The 15,200-nt window shown below is 67.0% G+C and carries 13 protein-coding genes and 1 tRNA gene; 9 read left to right on the forward strand and 5 right to left on the reverse strand.

Annotated features, from left to right (window positions below; translation table 11 throughout):
- Window positions 1-219 precede the first annotated feature (219 nt).
- Window positions 220-1,026: a helical backbone metal receptor gene (locus AB4Z47_RS10575; protein WP_441949901.1), complete on the forward strand. Its 807-nt coding sequence runs from the start codon at window positions 220-222 to the stop codon at window positions 1,024-1,026.
- On the opposite strand, the gene AB4Z47_RS10580 is transcribed toward AB4Z47_RS10575, so the two are convergent.
- Both AB4Z47_RS10580 and AB4Z47_RS10585 read right to left on the reverse strand, forming a co-directional pair.
- Window positions 1,011-1,418: a DUF3224 domain-containing protein gene (locus tag AB4Z47_RS10580; RefSeq protein WP_441949902.1), complete on the reverse strand. Its 408-nt coding sequence runs from the start codon at window positions 1,416-1,418 to the stop codon at window positions 1,011-1,013. The genes AB4Z47_RS10575 and AB4Z47_RS10580 overlap by 16 nt on opposite strands.
- 194 nt (window positions 1,419-1,612) lie before the next feature.
- A complete protein-coding gene (locus tag AB4Z47_RS10585) occupies window positions 1,613-2,242 on the reverse strand; it encodes a TetR/AcrR family transcriptional regulator (protein ID WP_441949904.1) in 630 nt (209 codons plus the stop codon).
- Window positions 2,243-2,352: 110 nt separating this feature from the next.
- On the opposite strand from AB4Z47_RS10585, the gene AB4Z47_RS10590 reads away from it, so the two are divergent.
- Complete coding sequence (locus AB4Z47_RS10590) at window positions 2,353-2,754, forward strand: Dabb family protein (RefSeq protein ID WP_441949906.1); 402 nt, start codon at window positions 2,353-2,355, stop codon at window positions 2,752-2,754.
- Between the two features lie 21 nt (window positions 2,755-2,775).
- Here AB4Z47_RS10590 and icmF read toward each other — a convergent pair whose 3' ends face one another.
- The gene (gene icmF / locus AB4Z47_RS10595; protein WP_441949907.1) at window positions 2,776-5,994 is read right to left on the reverse strand and encodes a fused isobutyryl-CoA mutase/GTPase IcmF; all 3,219 of its coding nucleotides are present in this window, start codon (window positions 5,992-5,994) and stop codon (window positions 2,776-2,778) included.
- Between the two features lie 207 nt (window positions 5,995-6,201).
- On the opposite strand from icmF, the gene AB4Z47_RS10600 reads away from it, so the two are divergent.
- From AB4Z47_RS10600 to AB4Z47_RS10625, 6 genes are all read left to right on the forward strand, one after another.
- A complete protein-coding gene (locus tag AB4Z47_RS10600) occupies window positions 6,202-7,155 on the forward strand; it encodes a DUF2157 domain-containing protein (RefSeq protein ID WP_441949909.1) in 954 nt (317 codons plus the stop codon).
- Window positions 7,156-7,409: 254 nt separating this feature from the next.
- Complete coding sequence (locus AB4Z47_RS10605; protein WP_441949911.1) at window positions 7,410-8,942, forward strand: CoA-acylating methylmalonate-semialdehyde dehydrogenase; 1,533 nt, start codon at window positions 7,410-7,412, stop codon at window positions 8,940-8,942.
- 3 nt (window positions 8,943-8,945) lie between these two features.
- Window positions 8,946-10,085 carry an isobutyryl-CoA dehydrogenase gene (locus tag AB4Z47_RS10610; RefSeq protein WP_441949913.1) on the forward strand — a complete coding sequence of 380 codons (1,140 nt, stop codon included), beginning with the start codon at window positions 8,946-8,948 and terminating at the stop codon, window positions 10,083-10,085.
- 136 nt (window positions 10,086-10,221) lie between these two features.
- The gene (locus tag AB4Z47_RS10615; protein ID WP_441949915.1) at window positions 10,222-11,289 is read left to right on the forward strand and encodes an enoyl-CoA hydratase/isomerase family protein; all 1,068 of its coding nucleotides are present in this window, start codon (window positions 10,222-10,224) and stop codon (window positions 11,287-11,289) included.
- Window positions 11,286-12,179, forward strand: a complete 894-nt coding sequence (gene mmsB / locus AB4Z47_RS10620; protein ID WP_441949916.1) for a 3-hydroxyisobutyrate dehydrogenase — start codon at window positions 11,286-11,288, stop codon at window positions 12,177-12,179. The genes AB4Z47_RS10615 and mmsB overlap by 4 nt, the downstream gene beginning before the upstream one ends.
- A gap of 44 nt (window positions 12,180-12,223) precedes the next feature.
- Window positions 12,224-13,009 carry an enoyl-CoA hydratase gene (locus AB4Z47_RS10625; RefSeq protein ID WP_441949918.1) on the forward strand — a complete coding sequence of 262 codons (786 nt, stop codon included), beginning with the start codon at window positions 12,224-12,226 and terminating at the stop codon, window positions 13,007-13,009.
- Window positions 13,010-13,040: 31 nt separating this feature from the next.
- Here AB4Z47_RS10625 and AB4Z47_RS10630 read toward each other — a convergent pair whose 3' ends face one another.
- Window positions 13,041-14,084: an Hsp70 family protein gene (locus tag AB4Z47_RS10630; RefSeq protein ID WP_441949919.1), complete on the reverse strand. Its 1,044-nt coding sequence runs from the start codon at window positions 14,082-14,084 to the stop codon at window positions 13,041-13,043.
- Window positions 14,085-14,417: 333 nt separating this feature from the next.
- On the reverse strand, window positions 14,418-14,969 hold the full coding sequence (locus AB4Z47_RS10635; RefSeq protein WP_441949921.1) for a MarR family winged helix-turn-helix transcriptional regulator: 552 nt from the start codon (window positions 14,967-14,969) through the stop codon (window positions 14,418-14,420).
- A gap of 115 nt (window positions 14,970-15,084) precedes the next feature.
- On the opposite strand from AB4Z47_RS10635, the gene AB4Z47_RS10640 reads away from it, so the two are divergent.
- Window positions 15,085-15,156, forward strand: a tRNA-Cys gene (locus AB4Z47_RS10640).
- Window positions 15,157-15,200: the final 44 nt, after the last annotated feature.

The following is a 15,200-nucleotide window of genomic DNA, read 5'->3' on the forward strand; positions in this document are numbered from 1 at the left end:
ATCGGGGCCGGCCGCTGCGTCCGGACTTTCGGGGCGGGATCGAGTCCGGCGAAGCAAATGGGACCGGAACTTCCCGACGCCGAGTGCCTTTCTAAGTCTCCCGCCGCCGAGCCAGCTGCGGAACTGCCCCAAGATCGCCCGCCCGCTGCCCTTTCACCGAACTTCGGGCAGCGCCCAGGCGCGCCGAATCTCCGGCGATCAGCGCAGGCGGGTGGTGTCATGAGCGATCCGACCGGGTCGGCGACCCTACCACGCGACGACCTCGCGACCCCAGTGGCGCTTCGCACACCCCCGCGCCGCGTGGTTTCCCTCGTCCCCTCGCTGACCGAGACGGTGGCGCTCACCTGCCCGGAAGTCCTTGTCGCGGCCACGAAGTGGTGTACCCACCCCGCGGATCTGCAGGTCGAACGCGTCCGCGGAACCAAGAATCCGAATGTGCGGCGCATTATCGAGCTGGCCCCGGACCTGGTGCTGTGCAACAAGGAGGAAAACCGCCGTGTCGACGTCGAACGCCTACGTGACGCGGGAATCCCGGTGTGGGTCACCAAGATCGAATCCATCGACGAGGCCATGGTCTCACTCGCCAGGCTCTGCACGGTGGCGCTCGGAGTCGACATCCCGTCTTGGCTCATCGAGGCCGAATCCTCCTGGGCGCCACCGCCACCCGAACCGTCCCGCGCGGCCGTCATCCCGATCTGGCGCAACCCGTGGATGGTGGTCGGCCGGGACACCTTCACCGGCGATCTCGCACGCCGTCTCGGCCTGCGTCTGGTGCACGCCGACCTCCCGGACCGTTATCCCCACGTCACCGAGGCCGAACTGATCAAGGGCGTCCACATCGCCGTGCTCCCCGACGAGCCCTATGTCTTCACCGAATCCGACGGCCCTGAAGCGTTCCCGGACATCCCGGTCGCCCTGGTGGAGGGTCGTGCCCTCACCTGGTACGGGCCGTCGCTGGCCACGGCCCGCGCTGTTCTTGCCGCGCACTTGGCCCGCGCACGCCGACCGGATCAGCCGAGTTCGTAGTCGAACCAGATGTGGTGGGTCCCGTCGCCGTCCGCCCGCAGCCCCCCGGTGCCGGTGATACCCGCGAGGGCGCGGGTGCCGCTGCTCGGGACGATGGTGAAGAACTCGTCCGTGCGATCCGAGCCCGTGGTGGTCGCGAGGTGGGAGAAGTTGAAGGTCCCCTGCGCGCCGTTGAGTGTGCCCTCGAACGACTCCATCGCCACGTAGGTACCCACACCGGTGCCCTGGTCGAATGCGGCGGTGAACACCGTCGAGGAGCGACCGGTGATCTCGCCGCCGAACTCCTTGGTGATGATCGCCACGCCGACCGGCAGCGCTGTGCTGATCGTCGGATCTGGCACCACCTCGGTCGGAACGAAAGATGTCACGGAAAAGGTGCCGGTCGCTCTCATACGCTGGATCGTAACGGCGGACACCGACAACATCGGTTGCTGCGGCGCGTTCCGCCGAGCTGGCGGTAGTCGCCCAGGTGGAAGCGTCCGCCGCGCCCGCCTCGGTCGGTCCGAGCCCTCCTTCGACCGACCCAACCGCGCCGACGGTCTGCCCGGCGATTGTCACACGCTCGGTGTGGGGCCGGGTCCGAAAATCAGCGGCACCCGTACGCGGACAGGAAGATGCGGATCGCGGATTCGGCGATGTCACGGAGTTCGGCATCGGGTACGGCGCGGGTGCCGAGGCGCGAGCGTGCCTCCAGCGGGGCGGTGAGCAGGGCGAGCAGTTGCTCGGCGGCCTCGGCCGGTTCGGTGACGCGCAGCTTGCCCGCGAGCGCGAGCCGGGCCAGCCGATCGGCCATCGACTCGGCGATGTTCCGCGAGGTGCGGGTGAGAACGGCGTCGACGACGTCGGGGAATGTCGCGAGCTGGGCATAGGTGAGGGCGCGCAGCGCGCGGGAGCGATCGCACGCGCACACCTCGAGTAGTCGGTACGCCACGTCGGTCAGGATCGGCGCGAGATCGTCGCCTGGGTCGCGCAATTCGTCCACGATCGCGAGGGTTTGCGCGGCCACCGCGTCGGCCGCGGCGAGTACCGCGTGCTCGAAGAGCGTCTGCTTGTCGGTGAGGTGGTTGTAGACCGTCGGCTTGGCGACACCCGCTTCGTCGGCGATCTCCTGCACGCAGGCCTTGTCGTAGCCGCGCCGGGCGAAGACGGTGAACGCGACATCCAAGATCGCCTGCCGCTTATCGATGCGGCCCCGCGCCGCCGTTGTTCCCGTCACCCCTGCATGTTAGCGCCTTCGTACCAGAAATGAACTGATGAGTTCAATCTTGCGTATTTACTATTCAGTTCTCTAGATTGAACTTGCTAGTTCAATTCAAGGAGGAGTTCATGATCGTTCACCTGTTGCGCTTCGGCTTCCGCGAGGAGACGACCGAGGAGCAGAAGGCCGAGGTACTCGCGACGATGCGGCGCACCGCGTCGGTCGACTCGGTGTCGTTCTCGACGGTCGGCCAAAACCTGGGCGACGCGTCCGAAGGGCTGACCCACGCCTACTGCGTCGGCATCGAAGATTTGGCGGCGCTGGAGCGTTACCTGCACGACCCGGTCCATCTGGACGGCGATCCACGGATCGTCCCGCACTTCGCGAAGCTCGCGATCGGTCCCGACGTCGCCGACGAGTCCGATCCCGAGCTGCGCGACAAGATCATGGCGTTGCACGAGGCGAAGCTCGCCGCGTACCCGGAGTTGGCCCGGCTGATGGACGCCATCCCTGAGGTACGGATCTTCTGACGACTCAGCCGCTCTCGGGCCTCATACGTTGCGGCGGTACTGCCCGCCGACAGTGAAGAATGCGTCGGTGATCTGCTGCAGCGTGCACACGCGGGCGGCGTCCATCAGCACATCGAAGATGTTGTCGTCGGTGCGGGCGACGGCATCGAGGCGGGCAAGGGCGGCATCGGCGGCATCGTGGTGCCGATCCTGGAACTCGCGGACCCGCGCACGCTGGGATTGCTTCTCCGCCTCGGTGCCGCGCGCCAACTCCATCTCCCGATGCGGCTCGCCGCGCGGATTGCGGAAGATGTTGACGCCGATGATCGGCAGCGAGCCGTCGTGCTTGCGCTGTTCGTAGCGCATCGACTCGTCCTGGATCTTGCCGCGCTGGTAGCCGGTCTCCATGGCGCCGAGCACGCCACCGCGTTCGCTGATCCGGTCGAACTCGGCCAGCACGGCCTCCTCGACCAGGTCGGTGAGCTCGTCGACGAGAAAGCTGCCTTGCAGCGGATTCTCGTTCATCGCGACGCCCCACTCGCGGTTGATGATGAGTTGGATGGCCAGCGCGCGGCGCACCGATTCCTCGGTCGGGGTGGTCACCGCCTCGTCGTAGGCGTTGGTGTGCAGGCTGTTGCAGTTGTCGTAGATCGCGATCAGCGCCTGCAAGGTAGTGCGGATGTCGTTGAAGCTCATCTCCTGCGCGTGCAGCGAGCGGCCGGAGGTCTGGATGTGGTACTTCAGCTTCTGTGACCGCTCGTTGGCGCCGTAGTGATCGCGCATGGCGACAGACCAGATGCGCCGGGCCACCCGGCCGATGACCGAGTACTCCGGGTCCATGCCGTTGGAGAAGAAGAACGACAGGTTGGGCGCGAAGTCGTCGATTCCCATGCCGCGCGCGAGATACGCCTCCACATAGGTGAATCCATTGGCCAAGGTGAATGCCAGCTGACTGATCGGGTTCGCGCCGGCCTCGGCGATGTGGTAGCCGGAAATCGACACCGAGTAGAAGTTGCGAACGCCGTTGCGTACGAACCATTCCTGGATGTCGGCCATCATGCGCAGACTGAATTCCGTGGAGAAGATGCAGGTGTTCTGGCCCTGGTCCTCTTTGAGGATGTCGGCCTGCACCGTGCCGCGCACCGTGGCGAGCGTCTGCGCGCGGATGTCCGCCGCTTCGACATCGGTCGGCTGTCTTCCCTGGGCGACCACGAAGCGGTCCAGCGCCTGGTCGATGGCGGTGTTGAGGAAGTACGCCAGGATGGTCGGCGCCGGTCCGTTGATGGTCATCGACACCGAAGTGGTCGGCGAGGTCAGATCGAAGCCGTCGTAGAGGGCCTTCATGTCGTCGAGCGAGGCGATCGACACCCCGGACGTGCCGACCTTGCCGTAGATATCAGGGCGCTCGGCGGGATCGTGACCGTAGAGCGTCACCGAGTCGAACGCGGTGGACAGCCTTTTCGCGTCGGAATGTTCACTGAGCACCTTGAAGCGGCGATTGGTTCGGAACGGATCACCCTCGCCCGCGAACATCCGCGCCGGATCCTCGTTGTCCCGCTTGAACGGGAACACCCCCGCCGTGAACGGGAATCGGCCGGGCAGGTGCTCGGCGCGGAGAAATCGCAGCAGTTCACCGTGATCGGTGTAGCGGGGCAACGCGACTCGCGGAATCGAATTGCCGGACAGTGTCTCCCTGCGCAGCGGGGTGTGGATCTCGCGAAGGCGCACACGCACCACCTGCTCGTTGCCGCGGTAGGCCTCGGCCAGCGTGGGCCACTCGGCCAGCAGCGCGGCATTCTCCGGGGTGAGATCGGCGCGGGCGCGTTCGGCCAGTTCGGCGACGGCGGTGTCGTCGGGCAATTCCGCCGCCACCTGTTCGAATCGTTGCAGGCGTTGCGCGGCGAGGATCTGCGTGGCCGTCTCGGCATGGTAGGCGCGGACGGTCTCCGCGATCTCGGCCAGGTAGCGCACGCGCGCTGGCGGGATGATCTGGGCGAAGCGGGTGGAGGTGCGGGTGTTCACCCTGGGCAGCACACCAGCCTCCAGTCGCAGGCCGCGGCCCGCGAGCAAGCCGGTCAGGTGCTGGTAGAGGGCCGTCACTCCGTCGTCGTTGAACGTTGCCGCGCTGGTGCCGAAGACAGGCATGTCCTCCGGGTGCGCGCCGAACTCTTCTCGATTGCGGATCAGCTGCCGGGCGACATCACGCAGCGCGTCCGCGGCCCCGCGGCGCTCGAATTTGTTGATCGCCACGACGTCCGCGTAATCGAGCATGTCGATCTTCTCGAGCTGGGAGGCGGCGCCGAACTCGGGCGTCATGACGTACATCGACACGTCGACGTGATCGGTCACGGCGACATCGCCCTGGCCGATACCGGGCGTCTCCAGGATGACCAAGTCGTATCCCGCTGCCTTGCAGGCGGTCACGATCAGATCGATGTTGTCCGGCAGTTCCCGTCCACCGCGGGTGGCCAGCGAGCGGAAGAAGATATGCTCGCCGTCGAGTGCGTTCATCCGGATGCGGTCGCCGAGCAGCGCGCCGCCGCCGCGCCGCCGGGTCGGATCCACCGCGAGGATCGCGACCCGCAGTTCGTCCTGTTGGTCCGAGCGCAGCCTGCGCACCAATTCGTCGGTGAGCGACGACTTTCCGGACCCGCCGGTACCGGTGATGCCGAGCACCGGTACGGTGCGCGCCGCCGCCGCGGCAGTCAGTGTCTGCCGGTCGGCTTCCGGCAGCGTGTCCTGTTGCAGGCAGGTAATGGCACGGGCCAGGGCGGCACGCTCACCGGCGAGCACCGCGTCCAGCACCGGTGGGTCGGCGGCCGGATCGACATCGCAGGCGCGGATCAGCCGATTGATCATGCCGGGCAAGCCGAGCCGCTGTCCGTCCTCGGGGGAGAAGATGGTCACGCCGGATTCCGCCAGTCGCGCGATCTCCTCGGCGACGATCACGCCACCGCCACCGCCGAATATCCGGACATGTTCCGCTCCGGCCTTTTTCAGCGCGTCGGCCAGATATTCGAAGTATTCGACGTGCCCGCCCTGGTAGGAGCTGACCGCGACGCCCTGCACATCTTCGGTGAGCACCGCATCGACCACTTCGCTGACCGCGCGATTGTGGCCGAGGTGAATCACCTCCGCGCCTTGGTTCTGCAGGATGCGGCGCATGATGTTGATCGCCGCGTCGTGCCCGTCGAACAGAGCTGCGGAGGTGACGAAGCGAACGGGGTGGGTAGGCGTGTAGAGCGCGCTGCGGTCGGCCACGGGATTCCTCCGGCGAGTTCAATGCCGCCTGATAATAGGACGTCAAACTAATCGTACGGTGACGGCAATCACAGCGCCAGGCGAGGTGGCTGCGCCCCGCTTCGTGGACACCCGGCAGTCGCCGGCAAAACCAACACAGCGCGAGGCTTCCCGGGGCCGTGAACACGCAGCGCCGCAAGCGCTGCCATAACCCCGCATACTGGGCGAGTGGTGAGCGACGACAGGGCGGGGGCCGCGGTAGGGCGGCTGGTTGCGGACGGTGTGCTGTCTCGCGAGCAGGCCGACGCCGTGCTCGCGGCGCTCGCTGTCGAACGCGCGTCGGTGCTGACCCGTGGGAAGGTGCTCGCCGAGATCGCCGCTTATCTCGGCGCCGGTCTGCTATTCGGCGGGATCTTCCTGGTGCTGGCCTCGTCCTGGGAGGACCTCGGCCGGCCGGTCCGGGTGGGTGTGCTCGCCGTCGTCGCGGCCGGTCTCCTGTTCGGCGGAGTCCTGCTCGCGGGTGCGTTGTTCACCCGGCCGAGCGTGCACAGCCCGCGCGCCAGGCTTGCGACGGTGCTGTTCGCCCTCGCTTCCATCGCGCTCGCCGCGGCCGTCGGCACCGCGCTCGAGGGCGGAAATTTCGACGCCGCTTGGGTTTTCGCGTGCGCAGCGGGAGCGGTGATTGCGGTGCTCGGCTACCTCGCGCTGCCCTCGGTGCTCGGCATGCTCGTCTGCGCGTGCTTCGTGCCTGCGGCCGTCGCGGGGATGCTCACTGATGTGTTCGACCTCGACGACGCGTGGGGCAGCGTAGCCGTACTGGTGCTCGGTGGCGCGTGGTTCGCGCTGACCAGAATCGGCGCTCTGCTCGAAAACCGGGCCGGATACCTGATCGCGATCGTCACTTCTGTCGCGGCCGCGCAGAGCATCGACGTCGGAGGCCGGACCTGGGCGTATGGGCTCACGGCGCTGGTCGCGGTCGTCTGTTTCGCGCTGTATGCGACCGAGCGGTCGGCGGTGCTCGTCATCGGTGGTGGGGTGTCGATCGCCCTGGCCTCGGGTGAGGCGGTCTCCGAATGGACAGACGACGCGCTCGGCGCGGCGGCTGTGGTCGTGGCGATCGGTGCGATCATGCTCGCTATCGGCGCGTTCCAGCTCACTCGATCGCACAAAAGGCCCAGCTGAGGCTGCCTCGCCTTCGGTCGGCCTTGCGCGGGGCTGCGGGCACACTTTGTCCGGCTGCGTTCGTCAAGCGCCTGCCGTGTGGCTCGCGGCGGAGATCTTCTCCCCTTTATCGCAGCCGTGTGGCTCTCGGAGACGCTCCGAGTCGTGGGATGAATCACATCGCAGTGAAGACTCTGTTAATGCTTGGACATCCAACTATAGGATGACCGTATACCGCATGGCGGTGATCCGATCCGCTACAGAACAGGACTGGCATGGTTCGCGAGCTCACTCATTTCATCGGTGGACAGCATGTGCCGGGCACGTCCGGCAACTTCGGCGACGTCTTCGACCCCAACCTCGGTCAGGTGCAGGCGCGAGTGCCGCTGGCGAGCAAGTCCGAGGTGGAGGCGGTCATCGCCAACGCCGAGGCAGCCCAGCCGGAGTGGGCCGCGTTCAACCCGCAGAAGCGGGCGCGCGTGCTGATGAAGTTCCTGACCCTGGTGCAGGACGAAATGGATTCGCTCGCCGCCCTGCTGTCCTCGGAGCACGGCAAGACCATCGCCGACGCCAAAGGTGACATCCAACGCGGTCTCGAAGTCGTCGAATTCGCCACCGGCATCCCACACCTGCTCAAGGGCGAGTACACCGAGGGAGCGGGCACCGGCATCGACGTCTACTCGATGCGCCAGCCGCTCGGCGTCGTCGCGGGCATCACCCCGTTCAACTTTCCGGCGATGATCCCGCTGTGGAAGGCCGGTCCCGCGCTGGCCACCGGCAACGCATTCGTGCTCAAGCCGTCCGAGCGAGACCCCTCGGTGCCGCTGCGACTGGCCGAGCTGTTCCTCGAGGCCGGTCTGCCTGATGGTGTGTTCAACGTGATCAACGGGGACAAGGAAGCCGTCGACACGCTGCTGAACGATCCACGGATCAAGGCCGTCGGCTTCGTCGGCTCCACCCCGATCGCGCAGTACATCTACGAGACCGCGACCGCGAACGGCAAGCGCGCCCAGTGCTTCGGCGGCGCGAAGAACCACGCGATCGTGATGCCGGACGCCGACCTCGACGACGTCGCCGATCAGCTGATCGGCGCCGGTTACGGTTCCGCGGGCGAGCGCTGCATGGCCATCTCGGTGGCCGTCCCGGTCGGCGAGGAGACCGCGGACCGCCTGGTGGCCAAGCTGACCGAGCGGGTGCACAAGCTGAACGTCGGTCGTTCCGACGACCCCGGTGCCGACTACGGCCCGCTGGTCGGCCAGGACGGCGTGCACCGGGTGAACAACTACGTCCAGGTCGGCATCGATGAGGGTGCCGAGCTGGTGGTAGACGGACGCGGACTGGTGGTGCAGGGCGCCGAGGACGGCTACTTCGTCGGTGCGACGCTGTTCGACAAGGTGACCCCCGAGATGCGGATCTACCGCGAGGAGATCTTCGGTCCGGTGCTCACCGTGGTCCGCGCCAAGGACTACGAGGAGGGGTTGCGGCTGGCCAACGAGCACGAATACGGCAACGGTGTCGCGATCTTCACCAGGGATGGCGACACTGCCCGTGACTTCGCGGCGCGCGTACAGGTCGGCATGGTCGGCATCAACGTCCCGATCCCGGTTCCGATCGCGTACTACACCTTCGGCGGCTGGAAGCGTTCCGGATTCGGCGATCTGAACCAGCACGGACCGGACTCGATCCGTTTCTACACCAAGACCAAGACGGTGACCCAGCGTTGGCCGTCAAGCGTGCGGAGGGGCGTGCCGGTAGAGCGCTTTGCAGGCTCCGCGCCCAACGCCTTTGTCATACCGACGATGGACTGACGAATGTTCTTTCTAGACGACGACGAGAAGGCGATCCGCGACGCCGCGCGCGGCTTCGCCGACGAGTTCCTCGCCCCGAACGCGCTGGAATGGGACGAGCAGAAGCACTTCCCGGTCGACGTGCTGCGCAAGGCGGGCCCACTCGGTCTCGGCGGCATCTACGTGCGTGAGGATGTGGGCGGCTCGGGTCTGCGCAGGCTCGACGCCGTGCGGATCTTCGAGCAGCTTGCTACCGGCTGCCCGGCCATCGCCGCCTACATCTCCATCCACAACATGGCGGCGTGGATGATCGACAGCTACGGCAACGACGAACAGCGCAACCGCTGGCTACCGCGGCTGACCACGATGGAACTGCTGGCCAGCTACGCGCTGACCGAGCCGGGCGTCGGCTCGGACGCGGCAGCCTTGAGCACCAAGGCCGTTCGCGACGGTGACGACTACATCTTCAACGGCGCCAAGCAGTTCATCTCCGGGGCGGGCGCCACCGACGTCTACGTCGTCATGGCGCGCACCGGGAATGCGGGGGCGCGGGGGATCTCGGCGTTCATCGTGCCCGCCGACACCCCGGGCGTCACCTTCGGCGCCAACGAGAAGAAGATGGGTTGGAATGCCCAGCCGACCCGCCAGGTGATCTTCACCGACGCCAGGATTCCGGCGGCAAATCTGCTCGGCGCGGAGGGCGACGGGTTCCGCATCGCCATGAACGGGCTCAACGGCGGTCGGCTCAACATCGCCGCCTGCTCGGTCGGCGGTGCCCAGGCGGCGCTGGAGAAAACGGTGCCGTATCTGGCCGAGCGGCACGCGTTCGGGACGCCGCTGCTGAAGAATCAGGCGCTGCAATTCGAACTCGCCGATATGCGTACCGAATTGGAGGCCGCTCGGACCCTGCTGTGGCGGGCCGCGTCGGCGCTGGACGCCGACGCGCCGGACAAGGTCGAGCTGTGCGCCATGGCGAAGCGATTCGCCACCGACGCCGGTTTCGAGGTGGCCAACAAGGCACTTCAGCTGCACGGCGGCTACGGCTACCTGGCCGAGTACGGCCTGGAGAAGATCGTCCGGGATCTACGGGTGCACCAGATCCTCGAGGGCACCAACGAAATCATGCGGGTGGTTGTCGCCCGCTCGGTGGTAGGAGCGGCATGAGCGAGTCGTCGACACAGCGCACATCGCGCATGACGGAGCCGAGCGCCGGCGAGACGCGGTCATGAGTGGTCAGGCCAGGAGGCGGCAGCGCAGCGTGACCACGGAGGGCTCTGCTCACACCGGAAAGGGAAACAGCATGACCGAACCGGAAGTTCTGATCGAGCGGCGCGACGGGCTCGGCCTCGTCACGCTGAACCGACCGAAGGCCATCAACGCTCTGAATCATTCCATGGCCCTTACCATTACGGAAGCCCTGCGGGTCTGGGCGGACGACGACGAAGTGCGCACCGTAGTCGTCACCGGAGCGGGCGAACGCGGTCTGTGCGCGGGCGGCGACATCGTCGCCATTCACGGCGACGCGAAAAGCGGTGCCACCACCGCTGATTCGGCGACCGGCAGGTTCTGGCGCGACGAGTATGTACTCAACGCGCTGATCGGCCGCTATCCGAAGCCCTACGTAGTGGTGATGGACGGCATCGTGATGGGCGGCGGCGTCGGCCTCTCCGGGCACGGCAGCCACCGAATCGTCACCGAACGATCCAAGATCGGCATGCCGGAGGTGGGCATCGGCTTCGTCCCGGACGTCGGCGGCACCTATCTGCTCGCCCGTACCCCAGGCGAGATCGGCACGCACGTGGCGCTGACCACCGCGCGGATGACCGCGGGCGATGCCATCGCGGCGGGCTTCGCCGATTATTTCGTCGCCTCCGAACATCTCCCCGCCCTACTGGAGACTCTGCGCACCGAGAGCGCCGATATCGCGATCGCCAAATTCGCCACGGACGCACCGGAATCCGCGCTGGTAGCGAGATCGGATTGGATCGACGCCTGCTACCACACCGACTCGGTCGAGGAGATCGTCGCGCGCCTGCAAGCTCATGAAGCACCCGAGGCGCAGGCAGCGGCCGCCGAGATCCTGTCGAAATCGCCGGTCGCCCTGAAGGTCACGCTGCGGTCATTGCGGGCGGCGCGGACCGCGCCGAGCCTGGAGGTGGTCCTGAACGAGGAGTACCGCGTGTCCATCGCATCGCTGTCGTCGCATGATCTGGTCGAGGGCATCCGCGCCCAGGTGATCGACAAGGACCGTAACCCGCGATGGTCGCCCCCTACCGTTGCCGAGGTAACAGACGCGCAGGTAGACACATACTTCGCCGGACTGGGCGAGCTGGAACTGGGTCTGGTGGCCCCGGAGGTGGCGCAATGAGCGCAAAGATCGGTTTCCTCGGCCTCGGCCACATGGGCGCTCCGATGGCGGCCAACCTGGTGCGGGCCGGCTACGAGGTACTCGCCTTCGATCCAGTGCCTGCCGCGCGGGACCAGGCCGAGCGGGACGGAGCCACCGTGGTCGGCGCGGTCTCCGAGGCGGCCGCCGCCGACATCGTGATCACCATGCTGCCCAACGGCACACTCGTCCTCGATGTGTACGCCGAACTGCTCCCGGCCGCGAAGCCGGGCACACTGTTCATCGACTGCTCCACCATTGATGTGGCCGACGCCAAGTCCGCGGCCGAACTCACCGTCGGTGCCGGCCATCGCGCGCTGGACGCCCCGGTATCCGGCGGTGTCGCGGGCGCCGCGGCGGGCACGCTGACTTTCATGGTCGGCGGCAGCGCCGAGGACTTCGCCGACGCGCTGCCGGTGCTCGAGGTGATGGGCGGCAAGGTGGTGCACTGCGGCGGCTCCGGTGTCGGCCAGGCAGCGAAGATCTGCAACAACATGCTGCTGGGCATCTCGATGATCGCGTTGTCGGAGTCGCTGGTGCTCGGCGAGAAGCTGGGGCTGAGCCATCAGTCCTTCTTCGACGTGGTCTCCACCGCCTCTGGTCAGAGCTGGGCGCTGACCAGCTACTGTCCGGTTCCCGGACCGGTGCCGACCAGCCCAGCCAACAACGACTACCAGCCCGGTTTCGCCACCGCGCTGATGACAAAGGACCTTGGCCTGGCGGCGAATGCATTGCGGGAGAACAACATCGATGGTCAGCTCGGATCGCTCGCCGCCGAGATCTACACCCGGTTCAATCAGACGGACGCCGGGCGGGACTTCTCGGCTATCGTCACCGATATCCGTAACCGTTCCGACGAGGAGGGTGCCTGAAGATGGACGCATCGCGAAGCGATTCCGCAGGGGGTGGCGGCCGGGTGACGGGAGAACCCGACTTCGAGACGATTCTGCTGGAGCGCAAGGGCCGGGTCGGCTGGATCACGCTGAACCGCCCCGAGGCGCTGAACGCACTGAACGCGCAGGTCCTCGACGACGTCATCGCCGCGCTCGACGAACTGGAGCACGACGACGAGATCGGCGCCATCGTGATCACCGGGTCGGAGCGGGCCTTCGCGGCGGGCGCCGATATCAAGGAGATGCAGCCCAAGTCGTACATGGACATGTTCCTGAACGACTACTTCGCCCGCTGGGACCGGCTGGTGCAGTTCCGTAAGCCGACCATCGCCGCGGTCGCGGGCTACGCGCTCGGCGGCGGCTGTGAACTGGCCATGATCTGCGACATCCTGCTCGCGGCGGACACCGCGAAGTTCGGGCAGCCGGAAATCAAGCTCGGCGTCATCCCCGGCATCGGCGGCTCACAGCGCCTGACTCGCGCGATCGGCAAAGCCAAGGCGATGGATCTGGTGCTCACCGGGCGCAATATGGACGCCGAGGAAGCGGAGCGCGCCGGGCTGGTCTCGCGCGTCGTGCCCGCAGCCGAGTTGCTCGACACCGCGCTCGAGGTCGCCGAGACGATCTCGTCGATGTCGCTACCGGTCACGATGATCGCGAAGGAAGCGGTGAACCGCTCCTTCGAGACCACCCTGGCCGAGGGACTGCGCTTCGAACGCCGGGTCTTCCACTCGCTCTTCGCGATCGAAGACCAGAAGGAAGGCATGAGCGCCTTCGTGGAGAAGCGTCCCGCGAAGTTCACCCACCGCTGAGTCGCATGTGCTGAGCTGTATCGGCTCGCAGCTATCTGAAGGGTCCGCGAAAGGGGGCGATGATTTCGACCGGCGTCGGCGCGCCCTCCTCCGGTTTGGTCGAGCCCTTGTTCGTGGCGAGCAGCCCGGCGATGGTGGCGCCGAGGGCGACGGTGACCGCGACGGCCGCGACGAGTTTGCGGCGGTCGACGGTGGTCGGAACCAGCGTTGCGCCGCAACGGGCTCTGGCCATTCGGACATCGCCGCCTGGTCGTTCGGCGGCCAACAGGACAGCGCCACGCGCCGAGACGTAGTCCGGCTCCGGGTCGTAGATGATCGGGAGATCGACCAGCTCGGCCAGTTCCTCGCGGATGCTGGGGTTTCGGCTGCAGCCGCCGAGCAGCACCATGGCCTCGGGCCGGACCCCGGCCTCCTCGATGATCTGGCGGACGAAGGACGCCGAGTGATGGATGCCCGCCGCGCACAGTTCGGCAAGGTCGCTGCGGGTCACCACAACCCGGCCGCCGGTGCTGGTGTCGATGGCAGTGACCACCCTGGCGCTGCTCAGCTCCTCACGGTGGTGTCGACTCGTCGGCTTGTCGGTCAGCACGCCGCCGCGGGCGAGCCGCCAGCGCAGCAGCGCGTCGTAGCCGTCGCCGCCGAGCACCGTGCTCCGCTTGCTGGACAGGATGGTGTCGGTGCGACAGTGGGCGTGGGTGATGGTCAGTCCGGAGCTGCCCAGGTCGTAGAGGATCACCGAACCGCTGTCCGGGAGTTGCCCGGTGAAGCGCAGATAGCGCAGCTGGGCGAGCGGTTCGTCGACGATGGTCACCCGCCGGCCACCCGCGCCCGCCCGGATCGTGTCAGCATGCAGCGGACAACGGCAGGTCACGGCCATTACGGAGATCAACTCGTCGCGCCGGTCGGCGGCTCCGTTCATCTGGCGGATCGCTTCGAACACCGGCTCCTCGACGCCGCCGCCCGCGCGTCGAGGCACCTGACAGTGATCGATCGGAGGTAGATGGGGCTGATCGGAATGCGTCAGCACCGCGCGAGCGCCACCAGCGCCCGCCGATACCCCCAAGACCAGCACCATGAATTACATGGTGGACCCTTTCGCTCCCGCTGCCAAGACGCCGGGCCCGGCAATTCGCTAGTTGTATGCCCGGCCGTCACTCTTCAGTCGCGCCATTCGCAGTATGCGGCTTCCTCGCCTTCGCTCGGCCCGGCGCGAGGCTGTGGAGGGACTTCGTCCGGCTGCGCCTATTGTGCGGCTGCCTCGCCTTCGCTCGGCCCGGCGCGGGGCTGTGGAGGGACTTCGTCCGGCTGTGTTGGAGGTGCGGCTGTTTCGGCCTTCGCTCGGCCCGGCGCGGGCAATGGACGGAGTTCTTCCGGCTGGGCCCACTATGCAACCGACCGGTATGGCATCTCATTCCGCGCCGGTCGTCGACCAGCGCGCCGTCCCCTCTCCAGTGTCGAAATCGCCTGCGGCGTGGCGGAATTCCGCTAGCAACTGCAGTAGGGTGTGCAGCCGATTCGGTGGGAGCCCGGGCACCGCGAAGACTTTGGCGTTGAGATCCTCGGTCGCCCTCGCGACCAATTCCCTTCCGGCATCGGTGATCTCGATCAAGGTCGTGCGCCGGTCGCTGGGGTGTGGCACCCGCTCGACGAGCTTCGCGCCCTCCAAGCGGTCGACGGTGTTGGTCACGCTGGTGGGGTGCACCTGCAATCGCGCGCTGGCCTTTGCCATCGGCAGCGCGCCGGCCTTGCTGAAGGCGAGCAGCATGAGCAATTCGTAGCGGGAGAAGGTCAGACCGGTCGGTTTCAGCGCCTCGTCGACCCGCGCCATCACGATTTGCTGAGCCCGCACGAGGGACGTCACCGCGGCCATGCCGTCGGCGACATCCCCCCAGCCGTGGCCGACCCACTGACGGTGGGCCTCCTCGATCGGGTCGAGCGGAAGCGGGCGTGGCCGAGACATGTTTCGATCATTCCATGTCGACTGCGCACCGGTCGGGGACATCCAGCGCGGCTTCGGATCACCGTGAGCACAAGGGTATGCGCCGCCGGACGCCGCCGGCACTATATATGTCGAGGCGGGCGTGGCTGAGTGGTTGAGGCAACGGTCTGCAAAGCCGTTTACGCGGGTTCGATTCCCGCCGCTCGCTCAAAGGTGTGTCGGGTAAGGCCGGGCTAGCCAGGCGGCTGCCTC

It is taken from the genome of Nocardia sp. 2TAF39 (genome assembly GCF_052114905.1).
GTDB lineage: Bacteria > Actinomycetota > Actinomycetes > Mycobacteriales > Mycobacteriaceae > Nocardia.

Bases quoted from the DNA above. Each gene is read 5' to 3' on its own strand.
- AB4Z47_RS10575 (WP_441949901.1), top strand. From the start codon at position 220: ATGAGCGATCCGACCGGGTCGGCGACCCTACCACGCGACGACCTCGCG.
- AB4Z47_RS10580 (WP_441949902.1), bottom strand. From the start codon at position 1,418: ATGAGAGCGACCGGCACCTTTTCCGTGACATCTTTCGTTCCGACCGAG.
- AB4Z47_RS10590 (WP_441949906.1), top strand. From the start codon at position 2,353: ATGATCGTTCACCTGTTGCGCTTCGGCTTCCGCGAGGAGACGACCGAG.
- AB4Z47_RS10605 (WP_441949911.1), top strand. From the start codon at position 7,410: ATGGTTCGCGAGCTCACTCATTTCATCGGTGGACAGCATGTGCCGGGC.
- AB4Z47_RS10610 (WP_441949913.1), top strand. From the start codon at position 8,946: ATGTTCTTTCTAGACGACGACGAGAAGGCGATCCGCGACGCCGCGCGC.
- AB4Z47_RS10615 (WP_441949915.1), top strand. From the start codon at position 10,222: ATGACCGAACCGGAAGTTCTGATCGAGCGGCGCGACGGGCTCGGCCTC.
- mmsB (WP_441949916.1), top strand. From the start codon at position 11,286: ATGAGCGCAAAGATCGGTTTCCTCGGCCTCGGCCACATGGGCGCTCCG.
- AB4Z47_RS10630 (WP_441949919.1), bottom strand. From the start codon at position 14,084: ATGGTGCTGGTCTTGGGGGTATCGGCGGGCGCTGGTGGCGCTCGCGCG.
- AB4Z47_RS10635 (WP_441949921.1), bottom strand. From the start codon at position 14,969: ATGTCTCGGCCACGCCCGCTTCCGCTCGACCCGATCGAGGAGGCCCAC.